The organism is Pantoea sp. XY16, from assembly GCF_025153065.1.
GTDB classification, from domain to species: domain Bacteria; phylum Pseudomonadota; class Gammaproteobacteria; order Enterobacterales; family Enterobacteriaceae; genus Pantoea; species Pantoea alfalfae.
The window spans coordinates 567,725-587,638 of the sequence record NZ_JANZNP010000004.1 but is presented as its reverse complement, the minus strand read 5'-3'; the positions used below and the strand labels follow the sequence as shown (position 1 = coordinate 587,638).

Sequence of the window (19,914 nt, the reverse complement as noted above, 5' to 3'; positions counted from 1 at the left end):
CGGGCTTTTTTTGTTACAAAGATAAATCACCCAAAGATGAAATTATCTCCGCCAGTAACTTGTTTTTTTCGCAGCGATAATGATAATCGGTATCGTTTACACTTTACCTGATTTTACTGTTCATTGACGCTGCTTAACATTCAAGAGGTTGGCGATGTTTGTTCCATTTCTCATCATGCTGCGCGAAGGGCTTGAAGCCGCGCTGATAGTCAGCCTGATAGCCAGCTATCTCAAGCGCACCCAGCGCACCCAATGGTTTCCGGCAATGTGGGCTGGCGTGTTTATCGCCGCTGCGCTCTGTCTGGGTCTGGGTCTGTTTATCAATGCCACTACCGGTGAATTCCCGCAAAAAGAGCAGGAGCTGTTTGAGGGCATCGTGGCGGTGATTGCGGTGGTGATCCTGACCTCAATGGTGTTCTGGATGCGCAAAGTCGCACGAAACATCCGGGTCGAACTTGAGCAGGCGGTCGATCAGGCGCTGCAACGTTCCGGTCGGGGCGGTCTGGCGCTGGTGCTGATGGTATTTCTTGCCGTGGCACGTGAAGGGCTGGAGTCGGTGTTCTTCCTGCTGGCGGCCTTTACGCAGGATGTCGGTTATGCGCCGCCGATCGGCGCGGTACTGGGTCTGGCAACCGCCGTGGTGCTGGGCATGCTGCTTTACTGGGGCGGTATACGCCTGAACATGGCGCATTTCTTCCGCTGGACCAGCGTCTTCATCCTGTTTGTCGCAGCGGGCCTGGCAGCCGGTGCGATTCGCGCCTTCCACGAAGCAGGATTGTGGAATCGCTTTCAGGATGTGGCCTTCGATCTCAGCAATACCTTATCGACCCATTCGCTGTTCGGTACGCTGCTGGAAGGCATTCTGGGTTATCAGGAGACGCCAAGCGTGAGTGAAGTGACGATTTACTTCGTCTATCTGATCCCGGCGCTGATTCTGTTCTTTATGCCTGCGCGGCCTGCAGCGTCGGCAACGGTCTAATCAGACATTTTTAGGCGCGCCCGCCGCGCCTGCAACTTAACAGGGAATATCGAGATGACAATGCGTTTCCGCCGCAAGGCGCTGCTGCTTCCTCTGCTGGCAATCTCCGCATCGGCTACCGCAGCGATTCCTCAGGTTACCGTAAGCGTCAATGACAGGCAGTGTGAGCCGATGAACCTGACGGTCAAGGCTGGCAAAACCCAGTTCCTGATTAAAAATAACAGCCAGAAAGCGCTGGAGTGGGAGATCCTCAAAGGCGTGCTGGTGGTGGAAGAGCGTGAAAATATCGCACCGGGCTTCAGTCAGAAGCTGACCGCTAATCTGGAAGCGGGTGAATATGAGATGACCTGTGGCCTGCTGAGCAATCCAAAAGGCAAGCTGATTGTAAAAGGTGAGGGCGCAGCGACAAACAGCACTTCCGCACGTATGCAGCTCGAAGGGCCGATCACCGAATATAAAGCTTATGTGACGGAGCAGGTGAACCAGCTGGTGAGCAGCACTCAGGTATTCACGGACGCGGTTAAAGCGGGCGATGTGGAAAAAGCCAAAGCGCTGTTTGCCCCAACGCGTCAGTACTATGAGCGCATTGAGCCGATTGCTGAGCTGTTCTCCGATCTCGACGGCAGCATTGATGCCCGCGAAGATGACTACGAAAAGAAATCAGCCGATCCGAAGTTCACCGGTTTCCACCGTCTGGAGAAAGCGCTGTTTGCTGATAACAGCACCAAAGGCATGGCGGACTACGCTGAGCAGCTGAATAAAGATGTGAAAGATCTGCAGGTGCGCATCAGTGAGCTGGCCTTTCCGCCAGCCAAAGTGGTCGGCGGCGCAGCCGGTCTGATTGAAGAAGTGGCCTCCAGCAAGATTTCCGGCGAAGAAGATCGCTACAGCCGCACCGACCTGTGGGATTTCCAGGCCAATATCGATGGCGCACAGAAAATCGTTGAGCTGCTGCGCCCTCTGGTGAGCAAAGCGAATCCGCAGCTGCTGGCCAAAGTTGACGCCAACTTTAAAAAAGTGGATGCGATCCTGAGCAAGTACCGCACCCAGACCGGTTTCGAATCCTATGAGAAGCTGACCAGCGCCGACCGTAACGCGCTGAAAGGGCCGATCACCGCGCTGGCGGAAGATCTTTCATTACTTCGTGGCACTCTGGGTCTGGATTAATCATGAGTCGTAAGGAAGATGACGCGCAGCCTGCGCGCCGTCGTTTACTGAAAGGACTGGGTCTGCTGGGCGGGGCAGCGGCCATCGGCGGCGGCTGTCCGTTCCATACCGCTGCCGCTGACAGCTTTTCGCCAGGTACGGTGACGCCGCAGGCGCGACAGCAGACGCAGCCGTTTTATGGTCAGCATCAGGCGGGGATCACGACGCCCCAGCAGGCATCAATGATGCTGGTGGCGTTTGACCTGCTCAGCAGCGATAAAGCCGAACTGAAGCGTCTGTTTCAGCTGCTGACCCAGCGTATCGCCTTTCTCACGACGGGCGGTCCGGCACCTGCGGTCACCAATCCGCAACTGCCACCGATGGATTCCGGCATTCTGGGGGCGACGATCGCGCCGGATAATCTGACGATTACCGTATCGGTCGGGCATTCGCTGTTTGATGAACGCTTTGGTCTGGCGCCGCGTAAGCCGAAAAAATTGCAGCCGATGACGCGCTTCCCCAATGATTCGCTGGATGCCAGCCAGTGTCATGGGGACCTGCTGTTGCAGATTTGTGCCAATACGCAGGATACGGTGATTCATGCCCTGCGTGACATCATCAAGCATACGCCCGATCTGCTGGGTGTACGCTGGCGGCGTGAAGGCTTTATCTCCGACCACGCGGCACGCAGTCAGGGGCAGGAGACGCCGATCAATCTGCTGGGCTTTAAAGATGGCACCGCGAATCCGGATACTCACGATTCTGCGTTAATGAAACAGCTGCTTTGGGTGACCGCGGACCAGGATGAACCTGCCTGGGCACGCAACGGCAGCTATCAGGCCGTGCGGCTTATCCGCTTTCACGTCGAAATGTGGGACCGCACGCCGCTGGGTGAGCAGCAGACTATCTTTGGACGCGAGAAGCTGAGCGGCGCGCCGCTGGGGATGAAGCATGAGCGTGACGTTCCGGATTACGCCCGTGATCCGGACGGCGATGTGATTGCACTGGATGCGCATATCCGTCTTGCTAACCCTCGTACACCTGAGACGGCCAGCAGCCTGATGCTGCGACGTGGCTACAGTTACTCGGCGGGTATCTCCGCATCCGGCCAGCTGGAGATGGGGCTGCTGTTCGTCTGCTACCAGCACGATCTGGAACGTGGGTTTCTGACCGTGCAGCAGCGTCTGAACGGTGAAGCGCTGGAAGAATATATCCGGCCTTTTGGCGGCGGTTACTTTTTCGTTTTACCCGGTGTCCCCGACGCCAGCCATTATTTAGCACAGTCGTTGCTGGAAGCCTGATTAAAATTTAACCATCGCAGGCGGCTTATCCTCAACCGCCTGCCTTTTAGGTTTCAACGCTTTGCTTACTGAGTTTTAGCTGAGATTAAGCCATGCTCTGGCATATATCAAATAAGCTAATTCACTGTAATCTATGGATTTTACATTTCGCCTTAAAAGAAATAGTTACGTGTGATTAGCAATTCCTTTGCCAGCAGGTAAAATTACTATTGCAAAGGTCCAACGAAATGATGCACTTTATTCAACAGGCGTAATCGGATGTGTCGATGTATCACACTGGAGTTCGCGCATGGGTCGAGTCTTTTATGGAACGTTACTGTCACTGAATAAATTGCGCCTGACCGCGAGGGCAATTCTGCCTCGTTATTTCTCCCTTCCTTCAACCATTTCTTTCGTCTTAGCACAGCCTGTTTTATCCGGTGTTCAGCCACGCTATTGCGCTGCTGTATACCCACTATCCTGTCCTGTCATGGCTCAAAAGGAAGCCAACTGAAACCTCTAAAGCGTTCACGTAATCGCAACGGGCCACCGGCCTGCGCGGGAAATGAAACCAACTGAAAGGTGCCACTATGGGAAGACAGAAAGCAGTGATCAAAGCGCGTCGTGAAGCAAGAAGAGTGCTTCGTAATGACTCCCGGAGTCATCGTCAGCGTGAAGAAGAGTCGGTCACTTCGCTGGTGCATATGAGCGGACTGGATGCCATTGGCATGGCGCGCGATACGCGTGACCGGTTGCCGATTGAAGCCCGTAATGAAGCTCAGGCGCACTATCTTAACGCCATAGAGAGAAAACAGCTGATCTTCGCAACCGGTGAAGCCGGGTGCGGTAAAACCTGGATCAGTGCTGCGAAAGCGGCTGAAGCCCTGATTAATAAGGATATCGACAGGATTATCGTTACGCGCCCGGTACTTCAGGCAGATGAGGATTTGGGATTCCTGCCCGGTGATATTTCTGAGAAATTCGCCCCTTATTTCCGCCCGGTTTATGACATTCTGGTTAAACGTCTTGGCACATCATTTATGCAATATTGTCTGCGTCCGGAAATTGCCAAGGTAGAGATTGCGCCCTTCGCCTATATGCGAGGCCGCACCTTTGAAAATGCTGTGGTGATTCTGGACGAGGCGCAGAACGTGACCGCCGCGCAGATGAAAATGTTCCTGACCCGACTGGGCGAAAACGTCACGGTCATTGTTAACGGCGATATTACCCAGTGCGACTTGCCCGCTGGGGTGCCTTCCGGTCTCGCGGACGCGCTGGCGCGTTTTGAAGAGGACGAGATGGTTGGCATTGTGCGCTTTGGCAAAGAGGATTGTGTGCGTTCTGCGCTTTGTCAGCGCACCCTGCACGCATATAGCTAGCGTTCGATTGAGTAGAAGTGTAGCGCCCAAACCCGGCTCCGGCCGGGTTTTCTTTTGTCTGTTCAGGTTAGGGCGCCAGGACGGAGTGGATGTCAGAATAACAGGTGACGTCGTTAATGATGGCACCGCAGACTTTGATATAAAAAAGCTGAGGCAATGGATGTTGCCTGACGGACTTAATAACAGGCTGATGCTGATAAGTCAGGCATTAAAGGCTTAATCATGACTTCGTATTAATGCAGGCTGGCATTCAAAGGTACGCCCTGCATAGCGTTATGCAGGAAACTTTCGTGCAGTTTAACCACAATGCTGGCTGTTATTTACCGCGGATGACCAGAATTTTTTCGGTATAAACAACGCTATTGTCCGGGATGCTTTTATTGATAAATGACATCGCGCCGATAGTCACGTTACTTCCTATGACCAGGTCGTCCCCAATGATGCAACTTCCGGCACCCACTTCAACGTTATCGCCAATAACGATGCGGGCGGATGTGCTGTTATCTGTGCGGCCGGGGATGCCGATCGTGGAGTTCTGACGGATTTTGAAATTACGGCCAATAACGGTGCATTCATTTATCACCACCGATAAGAAGTGGCTGACGGTCAGTCCCGGTCCGATTTGGGTGCCGGGCTGGATTTCAGTGTTGTACTTCTGAATTAATTTGCGATTAATTTTCTTCGCGAGCCTCTTTGAGGTTTTACTCTCGGAATGGTACAGAAATGAGACAATCCGCCACCAGAAGTTAAATCGCCTGTCCGGACACTTTAAGGCTTTATGAAGCGTACGTGTCCAGCTAAAAGGTTTCTCACTCATCATCACTTCGAAGCGTAAACATTCATACAGGTGTTTTTTTAATTCATCTTTTTTCATCGTTCATTATCAGCGTCTTGCAAATTTTTAGCCGCGTATAGTAACAGGCTATAGCAGATGCCTTTTGAGGCAGGTCATTTAATGTGTCGCAGAATTAAATATAAACTTTCCAGTTTGAGAATTACGTAAATTTAATTAATGGCCTCAAATAAGAATAATGAGCAAAGGATAGGAAAATTAAAGAAGAGAACATCAGCGAAGAGAGGAATTCGCTCAGCATGCGATCGTTTCCACTGTGGGGCTTCTCACCCCCTCTCGTAGTGCAACAGGCAAAAAAAAGCCTGAACATTTGTTCAGGCTCTTCTTCAGAATGTGGCGGTGAGAGGGGGATGGATTCGCTGCGCTCACTCTGCGGGCAGCGTCGCAGGCTCTGCTGTCCAGCAGGTTTCACCTGCTGTCGAACCCCGGCGGGGGTTCTCACCCCCTCTCGCTGTGCAATATGCAAAAAAAAAGCCTGAACGTTTGTTCAGGCTCTTCTTCAGAATGTGGCGGTGAGAGGGGGATTCGAACCCCCGATACGTTGCCGTATACACACTTTCCAGGCGTGCTCCTTCAGCCACTCGGACACCTCACCACATTTACTTCGCTGACCGCGCTGGGTCAACGGGGCGCTACTATAGGGAGTCGGCTGAAAAGGGTCAAGCACTATTTTTTTCTTTCGATCTATTCGCTTAAGCTCTGAACGAATCGATTTACTGCGGCTTAAAACCGGCCGTTTATGCGCCATATTCCACAGTAACAAAGAAGCAGACCGGGTCATTTTCAGGGCTGCGTTACGACTGAAATAACCCGGTGCGGCGTCCGGGCCTGTATCCCAGCCGGGCGCCGCACCGTCAGACGCTAAATCAGCTCTTCACCCGATTAGCGAAGCTCTTGCGCAGCTTCTGCAGTTTCGGTGGGATCACGGCCATGCAGTAGCCGTTGCGCTGGCCCGCGCCTTCCCAGTAATCCTGATGATAAGCCTCGGCGGGATACCACTCTTTCAGCGGCTCAATCGTGGTGACCACGGGCACATCATGGTCGGCCTGGGCGCGTTCAATGGCGGCACGCGCTTCTGCTTCCTGTTCTGCATTCGCAGGGAAAATGGCGGAGCGATACTGGGTGCCGATATCATTGCCCTGACGGTTAAGCTGGGTCGGATCATGCGTGACAAAGCTGATATCCAGCAGATCGCCGTAGGTTACCTGCTCCGGATCAAAGCCAATGCGGATCGCTTCTGCATGACCGGTTGCACCGCTGCAGACCTGCTCATAGGTCGGATTAGGACGGGCTCCGCCGGTATAGCCGCTTTCAACCGACTCTACGCCGATCACGTCCTTAAATACCGCTTCGGTACACCAGAAACAGCCGCCAGCGATAACTGCGTATTCGATTGCCATAATAATTTACTCCTGTCAGGTCGAAAGAGGTGAATGGGGGCGCAGCAGAGCGCTTTCAACTAGATGAGCATCTCCGGTTTAAAATCTCCGCTTTTATCCAGCATTTTGTCGCCCATCACGCTGAAGCGGCCTTCACCGGTATAGTGCAGGGTAGCGGGATATTCGGGCTCCCCGACGACATGCGCTTTGACGATCTCAAAAATAAACAGGTTGTAGCGGGCGACCATAGAATCGTCATAAAGCTGACATTCAAAGCTGGCAAAACATTCGGCAATCATTGGCGCAACCACTACCTGAGCCGGTTCCGGCGTCAGGCCAAACGCCTCAAACTTATCAATACTGTCACCGTGGCTGTTGCCGACAGCCACCACTTCATTAATCAGCGAGGCAGAAGGGATATTCAGCACGCACTGACCGCTGTTGCGGATCAGTGCGTGGCTGTGATTCATGCCGGCAATCATGCAGCCGACCAGTGACGGAGAGAACTCCAGCACCGTGTGCCAGCCGAGCGTCATAATGTCATGCTGATCCTGATACTGCGAACTGAGCAGCAATACCGGTCCGGGCTCAAGATATTTACGGGCTTTGCTGACCGGAAAAGCATATTTGTGCATGCGTTGGCTCATGGCGTAGCTCCTTTAACGGAATGGTGCCATTAAGTGTAGAGCACCCTGCGGGTGCGGCAGGAAGGTTAGCGGGCATAAAGGGGGCCATGGGAGAAACAGGACAGAGCAGACATTTTCACCGATCGTCTCGCGAGCTTAAGGTTTCCTTAATATGCAGGCGCGATACTGCCTGCTTCAACGGAGGAGAATATTATGAAAACTGCCCCTGCTACCCTGGCTGTCACTCCGACACGTCCGATGAGCGAATATACGGCTCTGCTGATTGCCGCAGCAACAGTTGTACTGTTCCTGTTTGCCTGGTTTACCGCTTAAAACTTAATGACGGCCCGGCAACCGCTCCGGTCGCGACGGTTCTCTAAGAAAAACTGAAAACGGTGTAACTGGACGATGCGGCTGACAATGCTCAGCCCGAGTCCGATACCGCCATAGCGACTGTCCATCCGGATAAACGCTTTACTCAGCTCACCACTTTTACTTTCATCAATTCCCGGTCCCTCATCTTCCACCACCATCATGGGCTGTGGCACAGACAGCAGCTGCACGCTGATAGTACTGTTATCCGGGCTGTAGCGATGGGCGTTCTCCACCAGGTTACGCAGCAGCATCTTCAGCAGGGTGGCATCACCACGCACAAACTGCGCCTGCGGCAGATCCAGAACCAGCGTCTGCTGATGCGCCTCCAGCATGATACTCAGCTCCGCTTCCATCGGCAGGATCACATCTTCGATCAGCCCGACGTTCTGATAGGTGCCTGAGGTAAATGACTGTCCGGCGCGCGCCAGATTCAGCAGCTGCGATACGCTGTGGGTCATCTGATCCAGGCGTTGCACCAGCGGCTGAACTTTGACATCGCTGTTGCGTTCGATTAACTCCAAGTGGAGCCGTAATCCCGCCAGCGGCGTGCGCAACTCATGCGCCACGTCGGCGGTAAACAATCTTTCGCGCTCCAGACTGCTGTTGAGGCGGGCGACCAGCTGGTTTATCGCCTGAGTTACCGCATCGATCTCATGAACCTGACTGTGACAGGTGACGGGATCGAGATTCTCTTCGCTGCGGCTTTCCAGTTCCCGCTGCAGCTGATACAGCGGTCGGGTGACCCATTTCACCGCCTGATAGCAAAGCAGCAGCGTTAGCGTAATCATCACCAGACTCGGCACCGCCAGGCTGGCCACTGCTTCGTGGATTTCACGCTTCACGTGGCTGTCCATGTTGCGCTTCTGCAACTGCGCTTCCACCAGAAACTGAATCTGCTCTTTACTCTCATGCCACAGCCAGACCACGCTGATCACCTGGAATACCAGCAGGATCAGACCAATAGTCAGGATCAGGCGAAAGCGCATACTGCGGTGATCGAAACGTTTTATCATGTGGCCTCGCGAACGCCATCCTGCGTCACCAGCGCATAACCAAATCCGCGCACGGTACGAATGGCGCTTTTGCCAATTTTGTCGCGCAGATTATGGATATGCACTTCCAGCGTATTAGTAGAAGGCTCGGTCTCCCAGTTATAGATGTCCTGGTAGAGAATTTCACGGTGAACCGGATTGCCGGCCTTCAGCATCAGTCGTGACAGAATCGCAAACTCTTTGGGCGTCAGATCCAGCAGCATATCGCCGAGGGTGATCTGACGATGGGTCATATCCAGCGCCAGCGAGCCGACTCTCACCTGGCTGTCGCCCTGATTGACGTGACGGCGAATCAGGGCGCGGATGCGCGCCAGCAGCTCATCCAGCGAAAACGGTTTAATCAGATAGTCATCAGCACCCGCGTCGAGCCCGGCAATGCGCTCGCTGATGGTGTCGCGCGCGGTCAGGATCAGCACCGGTGTCATCTTCTTCTGCCGCCGCAGGCGTATCAGGAAGTGCAATCCATCTTCATCCGGCAAGCCCAGGTCCAGCACCACCAGACTATAGAGACCGCTGGCGAAATGCGCTTCTGCATCGCGTACCCGTTTCACGCCATCGCAGACATAGCCTTCGCCCTCCAGCGCCAGCATAAGGCCCTGCAGCAGCAGAGCATCATCTTCAACAATCAGTATCTTCATTAAGGTTGGCTCCGACACGGCGTCAAAATATCATCCGCAGGCACATATTCGTGGGTCGCGGTGCCGGTTAATCCCAGCATGGTTGAAAAGAGATTATCCTGTGAAAAATCATCTGTCGCCGCCCGTTTATTCAGACAGCCGCGATTAACCGCATAACGTTTCTGATAATCATCAGAGAGCCAGATCAGCATCGGCACATGTTTCTGCGTATCCGGGGCAATAGCATAGGGCAGACCATGCAGGTAAGCCCCATTTTCACCCAGCGATTCACCATGATCAGAAAGATAGACCAGGCTGGTGGTGAAGCGATCCTGATGCGCGCGCAGGACATTGATGGCCTTATCGACAATATGATCCACATTGACCAGCGTGTTGTCATAGGTGTTGATCAGCTGTTGTTGCGAACAGTCCTGAATCTGATTAGTGTCACAGGTCGGTTCAAACTGACGGAACTGTGGGGGATAGCGATGGCTGTAGGTCGGGCCATGACTGCCAATGGTGTGCAGGACAATGACCCCGTTACCTTTCAGCTGGCTGATGTAGTCGTCCAGACCGTGGAACAGCACGTCGTCATAACATTCACCATTAATACACATGCCGGGCAGGTTCAGGCTGGTCATGTCCTGATGCGGCACCCGGTCACAGGCACCTTTGCAGCCACCATCATTTTCATTCCATAACACGCTGATGCCGGCGCGCTGAATAATATCCAGCAGTCCCTCCTGATGGGCAGCCAGCACATCATCATAATGCGCGCGCGGCATGTTGGAGAACATACAGGGCACAGAAACCGCCGTCGCCGTGCCGCACGAGGTCGTGTGCGGGAAGTAGATCACATCGTCTTTCGCCAGTAGAGGATTGGTCAGACGACGGTAACCGCCCAGCGAGAAGTTTTGCGCGCGCGACGTCTCTCCCAGCACCAGAATGGTCAGATTCGGCTTACCGCTGCTGCGGCTGGGCTGCAGATGGGCATCTTCACCAATGCGTACCAGCGGCACATTCTGCAACTGCTCATGCTTATACCAGGAGAGCGTTGCCGCAATGCTGTTAGAAGGGCTGAGCGCTTTAACCAGCTCGCGGTTATTGCGAAACAGCGAAGCGTAATCTTTATAGAAGAGCAGGGCAACCAGCACGATCAGCGCGGCGGAAAGCAGCACGCTGAGCAGTCGCGCCAGCACGCCACGCCACTGCTGCCGTTTTATGCGCGGCCAGAAAACCAGTAACGCCATCAGCACGCCCGAGGTGAGCAGGGTGAAGAGCAGCTGCGGCGTAATCAGCGCAAAGGATTCGGAAGCTGTGGTATCCATCATGTTGGTGATCATTGAGCGATCGACCACGATGTTATAAGTCTGAATAAAAAACTGTGCCGACGCAGAGAGCAGAATAAACAGTGCGGCCAGCAGCCGATCCAGCCAGACAAATGAGGCCAGCGTAATCACGATGTTAATCACGCTAAAGGCAACGAATGGCATTGATAAAAACACCAGCGTGGTATGCAGGTTGTTCAGCGGCATTACCGCCAGCACCTGACGGTAATAAGCAATATTAAGGAAAACCGCGATATAAACCGCAGCCAGGATCAGCAAGCTTAGGCGGCTAATTAGCGGCCTCTTCAGGGTAAACGCCATGTGAGCAGGAACCAGAGTAATAAAAGTGTCACGAGATTGCGCTTTCTATATTAGGAATACCTTAAGAAACTTAAGCTTTGAAGAATGTCATTTGTTCCGGGTGAGTAAAGAGCATCACTCCAGCCTGATGCGGACCGATACCGCTACGATTATTAAAAAAGGAACAGATGTGAATGGCGCTTTTCTGCTGACTTAACCGCAGCGGCTGGCATGAAAAGTGCATATTTCTGGCATAACCCCTGTTAATGACTACACTTATTGTGAAGATGTTCTCAGTTAGCCAGTATTGTCAGCAATGCGCTTGCAAGTTTGAGGAGAGTGACCTATCCAATCACCGCGTTTTACCCCTCAATCACCGCTTTATCAGAATTTCCCGCTTGCTGACCTGACTGCGTCAGGACATTCTTGTTTTAACTCAATGTTTTATTAAATTTGATTTTCAGGAGAAGTAACGTGACCCAAGCGGCAGACACCTATGCCAGGTACCCGACATTAAGCAGCGGGCAGTACGCCTTCTTTTTTGATGTCGACGGCACGCTGGCAGCGATACAGTCCCGTCCCGAAGCGGTATTTATTCCTGAGCAGGTCATCGCACAACTTCAACAGCTCTCTGCGCTTTCTCAGGGCGCACTGGCGCTGGTCTCCGGCAGACCCATCGAACAACTGGATGCGCTGGCTGCGCCGTGGCACGGCCCGGCGGCGGGCGTGCATGGTGCTGAGCGTCGTGATGCAGAGGGTAATGTGCAGCGCATCAGCCTGCCTGTTGAGGTTGAACAAAATCTCAGGAAGGAATTGCAGGATGCGATGGCTTGCTGGCCTGGCACTCAGCTTGAGGTGAAAGGCATGGCCTTTGCACTTCATTACCGCCAGGCGATGCAGCATGAGCAGGATGTGTTGCGACTGGCTGAACAGTCAGTGAAGCGTTTCCCGGGACTGGCGCTTCAGCCAGGGAAATGTGTCGTTGAGATTAAACCTGCAGGCATCGATAAAGGCGCGGCAATCAGCGACTTTATGCAGCAGCCCCCTTTTGCCGGGCGTACGCCAGTCTTTATTGGCGACGATCTGACGGATGAGAAGGGCTTTCTGGCCGTTAATGAACGGCAGGGCGTCTCAGTTAAAGTCGGCGAAGGGGCAAGCCAGGCCAATTATCGACTCAACGATGTCGATGACGTTTACGGCTGGCTGGAAAAAACATTATTACTATTAGATCAAGACAACGTCGGTAAGGAGTTTAGGTTATGAGTCGTTTAGTGGTTGTATCTAACCGTGTCGCCATGCCAGATGGGTCTAAAACCAGCGCTGGTGGCCTGGCCGTCGGCATTCTCGATGCATTGAAAAGCACCGGTGGAATGTGGTTTGGCTGGAACGGTGAAATCAGCGAGTTCACAGGCGAAGACGTTGAAGACGTTAAGGTTCAGGAGCATGAGGGTATCGAGTATGCCTCGTTCCCGCTGAGTCAGAACGATTACGATCTCTATTATTGCCAGTTCTCTAATACAGTTATCTGGCCCGCCTTCCATTACCGCCTCGACCTGGTACAGTTCCAGCGTGAAGCGTGGGAAGGGTATTGCGACGTCAATGATTCGGTGGCGCAGCGTTTAAAACCGCTGATCAAGCCTGATGATATTGTCTGGATCCACGATTATCACTTTTTACCTTTTGCCGCCGCACTGCGTCGGGCCGGTATTAATAACCGCATCGGTTTCTTCCTGCATATTCCATTCCCGACGCCTGAAATCTTCAACGCATTGCCTCCGCACAAAGAGCTGCTGGAAATGCTGTGTGAATATGACCTGCTGGGCTTCCAGACTGAATCCGATCGGGTGGCGTTCCTGGACAGCGTCAGTCAGCTTACGCAGCTACAGAATAAAGGCGACAAAAAGCATCGCGCGTTTGGCAACACCTTTATGACTGAGGTTTATCCCATCGGGATTGAGCCAGACAGTATTAAAGAGATGGCAGAAGGGCCGCTACCGCCAAAAATGGCGGCTATGAAGAAAGAGCTGGGCGATGCACGCAACATTATTGCCTGTGAACGTCTCGACTATTCCAAAGGTCTGCCTGAGCGTTTTCTTGCTTATGAAGCGCTGCTGGAGAACTTCCCGGAGCATCGCGGTAAGATCCGCTATTCGCAGATCGCACCCACCTCACGTGGCGATGTGCAGGCCTATCAGGACATCCGTCATCAGCTGGAGACTGAAGCAGGGCGCATCAACGGTAAGTACGGTACGCTGGGCTGGACCCCGCTCTACTATCTCAACCAGCATTTCGACCGTCGTCTGCTGATGAAGATCTTCCGGCTGACCGATGTGGGGCTGGTGACGCCGCTGCGTGACGGCATGAACCTGGTCGCGAAAGAGTATGTCGCAGCGCAGGACCCGGACGATCCGGGTGTACTGGTGTTGTCGCGCTTTGCCGGCGCCGCCAACGAACTGACCTCAGCGCTGATAGTGAACCCGTATGACCGCGATGAAGTGGCCGCTGCGCTGGATAAGGCGATTACCATGCCGCGTACCGAAAGGATTTCACGCTACAACGATATGATGGCGGTACTGCGCAAAAACGACATTACCGCCTGGCGTGAGAGCTTCCTGAAGGACCTGGAGCGCATTGACCCACGCAGTGTTGACCACAGTACCGTTAATAAGGTGGCGACCTTCCCGAAACTCGCCTGACCTGAGCCTTTAGGGCAATAATGGAAGCAGCGATACTATGACGGTATCGCTGCTTTTTTTTAAGCCCAGCTCACAGAAAACTCGCCCGCTATCTGTTAACGACTCTGCGTTGCGATTTTGTGCCGATGACCTCAGTAGCGGCTGAGTGTGGCCGGATCTATGCAATGACCCCCGAAAACCCTGTCATACCACTGCCTGCCGCTTTCTTTAGCTACTTTGCTAAAGTTCTTCTTCAGACTGCCGATAGTGATAGTGCCAACGCATAACCTGCCGTTAATTCATTCGTCTTTCTTATGTAACCCCTTGTTACATTGGGTTTCGGAGCCTGAACGTCCCGCTGTCGCTGTTAACACCAGGTTGCCAGAATCCCCCCTTACTGCCGTAGAAGCCTTAACGATTTCATTACTCACACCCTGCGACACTCCCCTTAAGTAACTAATTTAACAGCAAATAACCTCCCACCTTACCAGCATAATATCCTGATAACCTTCGTTTAGGTGGTTCTAAATAGGGTGTTAAAACGATTAACACCCGATAATCATTCCGGACTGCGCAAAGCGACGAATAGCGATGCTTTTACCCCCTATTAAACCTTTCTCAGGACGAATTGGACTTAAAAACACACTTTTTTGTTCAAAAAACGACCAGTCAGTAAGCAATCGTAAAGGATTGCTGAAGAAATTTGCGTTAAAAGTGTGATCTGCGTCACACTTTATCTAAAATTTCATCCGGCTGTCGTTGTATGTCGAAATCAGACGATATAGATTTGCGTTGTTTTCGGAATAGTCCTAAAAAATGTAAGAAGACGTCACGGAAGATGTCCGGAACTTGAAAATAGAATGGCATGGATTTTCGACCTTCAGTGGGTCTGAAACCCGCGAAAATAGAAGGCGAAAAACAGTGACATTAAAATTATGTGAAGTTTTTTTTGCCATCTTTTGATTTAACAAACAGCAGCTCGAACCGCAGATTTTAATCTGCGATACAGTTACGTCGCATCTCTCAGGATGGAAAAATAATGGGCAACTCTGAAGTACTGAAACATATTTATGATCTCAACTTGTCTTATTTACTGCTCGCGCAGCGTTTAATTAACCAGGATAAAGCTTCTGCAATGTTTCGCCTCGGCATTGACGAGAAGATGGCGAACGCATTATCTGAATTAACATTGCCTGAGATGGTGAAAATGGCGGAAACCAATCAGCTGGTTTGCCACTTCCGTTTTACCGATAGCAGCACTATTAATCGCCTGACGCAGGAATCACGCGTGGATGATTTACAACAAATCCACACCGGCATTTTATTATCGAGCCGTTTACTGCGTAATGCGTCTAAAGATGAAGCGCCTGCTAAAAAGAGAGCAATGTCATGAGTGAGAAAAGTATCGTTCAGGAAGCACGTGATATTCAGCTCGCTATGGAGCTCATCACTTTAGGTGCGCGCTTACAGATGTTAGAGAGTGAAACTCAGCTGAGCCGTGGTCGTCTGATCAAGCTCTATAAAGAATTACGTGGCAGTCCGCCGCCAAAAGGCATGCTGCCGTTCTCCACGGACTGGTTTATGACATGGGAGCAGAACATTCATGCTTCTATGTTCTGTAACGCCTGGAAATTTTTACTGAAAACTGGCCTGTGCAGCGGTGTAGATGCCGTAATCAAAGCCTACCGCCTGTATCTTGAACAGTGTCCTCAATCGGACGAGGGCCCGCTGTTGGCGCTGACTCGTGCCTGGACCCTGGTCCGATTCGTTGATAGCGGTATGCTGGAACTGGCGGATTGCAAATGCTGCAACGGCAGCTTTATTAATCATGCGCATCAGCCGGTTGGGAGCTTTACCTGCAGCCTGTGCCAGCCGCCATCACGTGCCGTAAAAAGACGTAAACTTTCTGCAGAACCTGCCGATATGTTTCCACAACTGCTGGATGAACAGGTTAAACACGCCGTTTAAGTTTGTTCGCATTGTGGAAGCCATCCAGCAGCGGTTAATACCGCTGCTTTTTTTTGCTTGCGGTTCAGGAATAACACCTGCTGCTCTCTGGCTAAATTTCCACCAACACGTTACGGACGTAAGGATTTTTTTGTGCTGATAATTATAGGTTACCTGATTGTTTTAGGCTCCGTGTTGGGCGGATATGCGCTGGTAGGTGGCCATCTGGGCGCGCTTTATCAGCCAGCCGAATTATTAATGATCGGCGGTGCCGGTGCCGGTGCTTTTTTAGTCGGTAACAATGGCAAGTCGATTAAAAAAACGCTGAAGGCACTGCCAAAGTTATTTCGCGGCTCCAAATACAACAAAGCCGTTTACATGGATTTGATGGCGCTGCTTTATCGCCTGATGGCGAAGTCGCGTCAGCAGGGGATGTTATCGCTGGAACGCGATATTGAAGATCCCAGCCAGAGTGAAATTTTTGCTAATTATCCCCGCATCCTTGCCGATAAACAGTTAGTAGATTTTATTACTGACTATTTGCGCCTGATGGTCAGCGGCAACATGAACGCCTTTGAAATCGAAGCGTTGATGGATGAAGAGATTGAGACTTACGAACACGAGTGTGACGTACCAGCGCAAAGTATTTCTGCAGTAGGCGATGGTCTTCCGGCATTCGGTATCGTCGCCGCGGTAATGGGCGTGGTCCATGCGCTGGCTTCAGCCGACCGTCCGGCTGCTGAACTCGGTGCGCTGGTGGCCCATGCGATGGTGGGAACCTTCCTTGGCATTTTACTGGCCTACGGATTCGTTTCTCCACTGGCGTCAGTACTGCGTCAGAAATGTGCAGAAACCACCAAGATGATGCAGTGCATCAAGGTGACATTGCTGTCGAGCCTGAACGGATATGCGCCGCAGATTGCAGTGGAGTTTGGACGTAAGACGCTCTACTCCGCCGAGCGCCCATCGTTCAGCGAACTGGAAGAGCATGTACGTAACGCTAAGAACCCGGCTAAACAGACTTCAGACGAGGCTTCATGAAACACGGCAATCGCCCAATTGTGCTGATCAAAAAGCGCAAACATAAAGGCCATGAAGGCAGCCACGGATCGTGGAAGATTGCCTACGCCGACTTTATGACGGCGATGATGGCCTTTTTTATGGTGATGTGGCTGCTGTCGATCGCCAACCCGCAGGAGCTGGTGCAGATTGCGGACTACTTCAAAACGCCGCTTAAAGTCGCAATTACCGGCGGCGCGCGCAGCAGCGACAGCGATAGCCCGATCCCTGGCGGCGGTGACGATCCGACCAAAAAGATTGGCGAAGTGAACAAAGTCGTCGATATGGACGCCCAGAAACGCAAGCTGGATGAGATTCGCCTTAACCGGCTGCGTGAAAAGCTCGACCAGATGATTGAAGCGGATCCGCGTCTGAAAGCGCTGCGGCCGCATCTGATCATCAACATGGTGGAAGAGGGGCTGCGTATTCAGATTATCGACAGCCAGAATCGCCCGATGTTTAAAACCGGTCGGGCGGAGGTGGAGCCGTATATGCGCGATATTCTGCGTGCCATCGCGCCGATCCTTAACGATATTCCGAACCGCATCAGCCTGGCCGGACATACCGATGATTTTCAGTATGCCAGCGGTGACAAGGGCTACAGCAACTGGGAACTCTCTACCGACCGCGCTAACGCTTCACGCCGGGAACTGGTGATGGGCGGCCTGGATAGCGGCAAAGTTTTACGGGTGTTAGGTATGGCCGACACCATGCGCCTGAAAAATCGTGGCGGTAACGACGCAGTTAATCGCCGCATCAGCCTGCTGGTGTTGAACCACGACACCGAAGCAGCAATAGAAAAAGAGAACGCAGAAAGTGATGCCGTCCAGATCAGCGATCCGGCGGCCATTGAACAGATTACCGCACCTGCAACACCAGGCAGCGCGGTGAATACAGCAGCCCCCTCACAGCCGAGGTGATTCCCGTGAGTATGGACATCAGCGATTTTTACCAGACGTTTTTTGATGAAGCCGATGAGCTGTTAGCGGATATGGAACAACACCTGTTGGGCCTGGACCCGCAGGAGCCAGATTCGGAACAGCTTAACGCCATCTTCCGTGCCGCTCACTCCATTAAGGGTGGGGCCGGAACCTTTGGTTTTACGGTATTACAGGAAACGACTCATATCCTGGAAAACATTCTGGATGGTGCTCGTCGCGGCGAGATGCAGCTCAGCACCGACATCATCAACCTGTTTTTGGAAACCAAAGATATTATGCAGGAACAGCTCGATGCTTATAAAACCGCGCAGGAGCCTAACGCGGAGAGCTTCAAATATATCTGTGAAGCGCTGCGCCAGCTGGCGCTCGAGGCCAAAGGTCTGCCGGTTGATGTTCCGGCTACGGTAACCACTGCCAGCGCAGAACCCGCCAGCACCAGCGGCCTGCGGGTACAGCTGATCGACCTCAAAGAGAAAGAAGTCGACCTGATGCTGGAAGAGATGAGCAATCTCGGCACCCTGACCAATGTGCAGAAGGGCAGCACCACGCTGGACGTCTGCATTGATGGCGTCGGTAAAGATGACATCGTGGCGGTGCTTTGCTTCGTCATCGACGAAGCGCAGATCCGTTTCCCGGAGGCTGACGAAGCCGTTGCCGCGCCGGTTGCTGCTGTTGTAGCCGCCGCACCCGAGGCAGAAGAGGTTCACACCGCCAGCGTTACCGAACTGCCCGTGGCAGCGGTGAAGCGTGAAAGTAAGCGCGTCGCGGCACCGGCCAAGTCGAGCGAATCGACCAGCATCCGTGTTGCGGTAGAGAAGGTCGATCAGCTGATCAACCTGGTGGGTGAACTGGTCATTACCCAGTCAATGCTTGCCCAGCGTTCCGGTGAACTCGACCCGGTGGCGCACGGCGACCTGCTGAACAGCATGGGGCAGCTGGAACGTAACGCCCGCGACCTGCAGGAATCGGTGATGTCGATTCGTATGATGCCAATGGAATATGTCTTCAGCCGCTTCCCGCGTCTGGTGCGTGACCTGGCGAGCAAACTCGGCAAAGAGGTCGAACTGACCCTGCTGGGCAGTTCCACCGAACTCGATAAGAGCCTGATTGAGCGTATCATCGATCCATTAACGCACCTGGTGCGTAACAGTCTTGACCACGGTATCGAAACCCCCGAGAAACGTCTGGTGGCCGGTAAAGTGGCCACGGGTAACCTGACGCTTTCCGCGGAACACCAGGGCGGCAACATCTGTATCGAAGTGTCAGATGATGGTGCCGGCCTGAACCGTGAACGTATTCTGGCTAAAGCCCTGTCATCGGGCCTGCCGGTTCACGAGAACATGAGCGACGAAGAGGTCGGCATGCTGATCTTCGCACCGGGCTTCTCTACGGCGGAGCAGGTGACGGATGTTTCAGGACGCGGCGTCGGAATGGACGTGGTGAAACGAAATATTCAGGAGATGGGCGGTCACGTTGAAATCGCCTCGAAGCAGGGCAAAGGCACCACTATTCGTATCCTGCTGCCACTGACGCTGGCCATCCTTGATGGCATGTCTGTTCGCGTGGCTGATGAAGTCTTTATTCTGCCGCTGAATGCGGTGATGGAATCACTGCAACCGCGTGCCGAAGAGCTGAAACCGCTGGCGGGAGGCGAGTGCGTGCTGGAAGTGCGTGGTGAATATCTGCCACTGGTCGAGTTGTGGAACGTCTTTGATGTACAGGGTGCCAAAACCGAGGCCACGCAGGGCATCGTGGTGATCCTGCAGAGCGCGGGCAAACGTTACGCGCTGCTGGTCGATCAGCTGATTGGTCAGCATCAGGTGGTGGTGAAGAACCTGGAAAGTAACTATCGCAAAGTGCCGGGCATCTCCGCCGCGACCATTCTTGGCGATGGTAGCGTAGCGCTGATTGTTGATGTATCAGCACTGCAGTCACTTAACCGCGAAAAACGTGTGGCCGGCGCTGCCGCCTGACAGAT

17 protein-coding genes and 1 tRNA gene are annotated in these 19,914 nt (G+C 53.0%); 11 read left to right on the top strand and 7 right to left on the bottom strand.

Annotated elements, in window-relative coordinates:
- Positions 1–154 precede the first annotated feature (154 nt).
- From efeU to phoH, 4 genes are all read left to right on the top strand, one after another.
- Positions 155–979, top strand: a complete 825-nt coding sequence (gene efeU / locus N1689_RS07435; protein WP_033783356.1) for an iron uptake transporter permease EfeU — start codon at positions 155–157, stop codon at positions 977–979.
- Positions 980–1,033: 54 nt separating this feature from the next.
- Entirely contained in the window at positions 1,034–2,146 is a 1,113-nt protein-coding gene (gene efeO / locus N1689_RS07430; protein ID WP_222925359.1) for an iron uptake system protein EfeO, read from the top strand.
- 2 nt (positions 2,147–2,148) lie between these two features.
- Complete coding sequence (efeB, locus tag N1689_RS07425) at positions 2,149–3,426, top strand: iron uptake transporter deferrochelatase/peroxidase subunit (protein ID WP_161735994.1); 1,278 nt, start codon at positions 2,149–2,151, stop codon at positions 3,424–3,426.
- A 569-nt stretch (positions 3,427–3,995) separates the two neighbouring features.
- Positions 3,996–4,784: a phosphate starvation-inducible protein PhoH gene (gene phoH, locus N1689_RS07420; RefSeq protein WP_161735993.1), complete on the top strand. Its 789-nt coding sequence runs from the start codon at positions 3,996–3,998 to the stop codon at positions 4,782–4,784.
- Between the two features lie 316 nt (positions 4,785–5,100).
- Here the strand turns inward: phoH and N1689_RS07415 are convergent, their stop codons facing one another.
- The 7 genes from N1689_RS07415 to eptA form a co-directional block, all read right to left on the bottom strand.
- On the bottom strand, positions 5,101–5,658 hold the full coding sequence (locus N1689_RS07415) for a serine acetyltransferase (RefSeq protein ID WP_161735992.1): 558 nt from the start codon (positions 5,656–5,658) through the stop codon (positions 5,101–5,103).
- A 486-nt stretch (positions 5,659–6,144) separates the two neighbouring features.
- A tRNA-Ser gene (locus tag N1689_RS07410) sits at positions 6,145–6,232 on the bottom strand.
- A gap of 271 nt (positions 6,233–6,503) precedes the next feature.
- A complete protein-coding gene (msrA, locus tag N1689_RS07405) occupies positions 6,504–7,037 on the bottom strand; it encodes a peptide-methionine (S)-S-oxide reductase MsrA (RefSeq protein WP_013358241.1) in 534 nt (177 codons plus the stop codon).
- Positions 7,038–7,096: 59 nt separating this feature from the next.
- Positions 7,097–7,663: a flavin reductase family protein gene (locus N1689_RS07400; protein ID WP_260058399.1), complete on the bottom strand. Its 567-nt coding sequence runs from the start codon at positions 7,661–7,663 to the stop codon at positions 7,097–7,099.
- A 308-nt stretch (positions 7,664–7,971) separates the two neighbouring features.
- Positions 7,972–9,030: a two-component system sensor histidine kinase PmrB gene (pmrB, locus tag N1689_RS07395; RefSeq protein ID WP_161733181.1), complete on the bottom strand. Its 1,059-nt coding sequence runs from the start codon at positions 9,028–9,030 to the stop codon at positions 7,972–7,974.
- Positions 9,027–9,707 carry a two-component system response regulator PmrA gene (gene pmrA / locus N1689_RS07390; protein ID WP_161733179.1) on the bottom strand — a complete coding sequence of 227 codons (681 nt, stop codon included), beginning with the start codon at positions 9,705–9,707 and terminating at the stop codon, positions 9,027–9,029. The genes pmrB and pmrA overlap by 4 nt, the downstream gene beginning before the upstream one ends.
- On the bottom strand, positions 9,707–11,335 hold the full coding sequence (eptA, locus tag N1689_RS07385; protein ID WP_260058397.1) for a phosphoethanolamine transferase EptA: 1,629 nt from the start codon (positions 11,333–11,335) through the stop codon (positions 9,707–9,709). The genes pmrA and eptA overlap by 1 nt, the downstream gene beginning before the upstream one ends.
- A gap of 453 nt (positions 11,336–11,788) precedes the next feature.
- On the opposite strand from eptA, the gene otsB reads away from it, so the two are divergent.
- The 7 genes from otsB to cheA all read left to right on the top strand — a co-directional run bounded on the left by otsB (position 11,789) and on the right by cheA (position 19,909).
- Positions 11,789–12,577 (top strand): trehalose-phosphatase, encoded by a 789-nt coding sequence (gene otsB, locus N1689_RS07380; protein WP_161733175.1) that lies wholly within the window; start codon positions 11,789–11,791, stop codon positions 12,575–12,577.
- On the top strand, positions 12,574–14,010 hold the full coding sequence (otsA, locus tag N1689_RS07375) for an alpha,alpha-trehalose-phosphate synthase (RefSeq protein WP_222925363.1): 1,437 nt from the start codon (positions 12,574–12,576) through the stop codon (positions 14,008–14,010). Before otsB ends, otsA begins: the two co-directional genes overlap by 4 nt.
- A 1,018-nt stretch (positions 14,011–15,028) precedes the next feature.
- A complete protein-coding gene (gene flhD, locus N1689_RS07370) occupies positions 15,029–15,382 on the top strand; it encodes a flagellar transcriptional regulator FlhD (protein ID WP_161733171.1) in 354 nt (117 codons plus the stop codon).
- Positions 15,379–15,957: a flagellar transcriptional regulator FlhC gene (flhC, locus tag N1689_RS07365; RefSeq protein WP_033732951.1), complete on the top strand. Its 579-nt coding sequence runs from the start codon at positions 15,379–15,381 to the stop codon at positions 15,955–15,957. The genes flhD and flhC overlap by 4 nt, the downstream gene beginning before the upstream one ends.
- Before the next feature lie 132 nt (positions 15,958–16,089).
- On the top strand, positions 16,090–16,977 hold the full coding sequence (motA, locus tag N1689_RS07360) for a flagellar motor stator protein MotA (RefSeq protein WP_161733169.1): 888 nt from the start codon (positions 16,090–16,092) through the stop codon (positions 16,975–16,977).
- A complete protein-coding gene (motB, locus tag N1689_RS07355) occupies positions 16,974–17,915 on the top strand; it encodes a flagellar motor protein MotB (RefSeq protein WP_161733167.1) in 942 nt (313 codons plus the stop codon). Before motA ends, motB begins: the two co-directional genes overlap by 4 nt.
- A gap of 11 nt (positions 17,916–17,926) precedes the next feature.
- Positions 17,927–19,909, top strand: a complete 1,983-nt coding sequence (cheA, locus tag N1689_RS07350; protein WP_202604904.1) for a chemotaxis protein CheA — start codon at positions 17,927–17,929, stop codon at positions 19,907–19,909.
- The last annotated feature ends 5 nt before the right edge of the window (positions 19,910–19,914 follow it).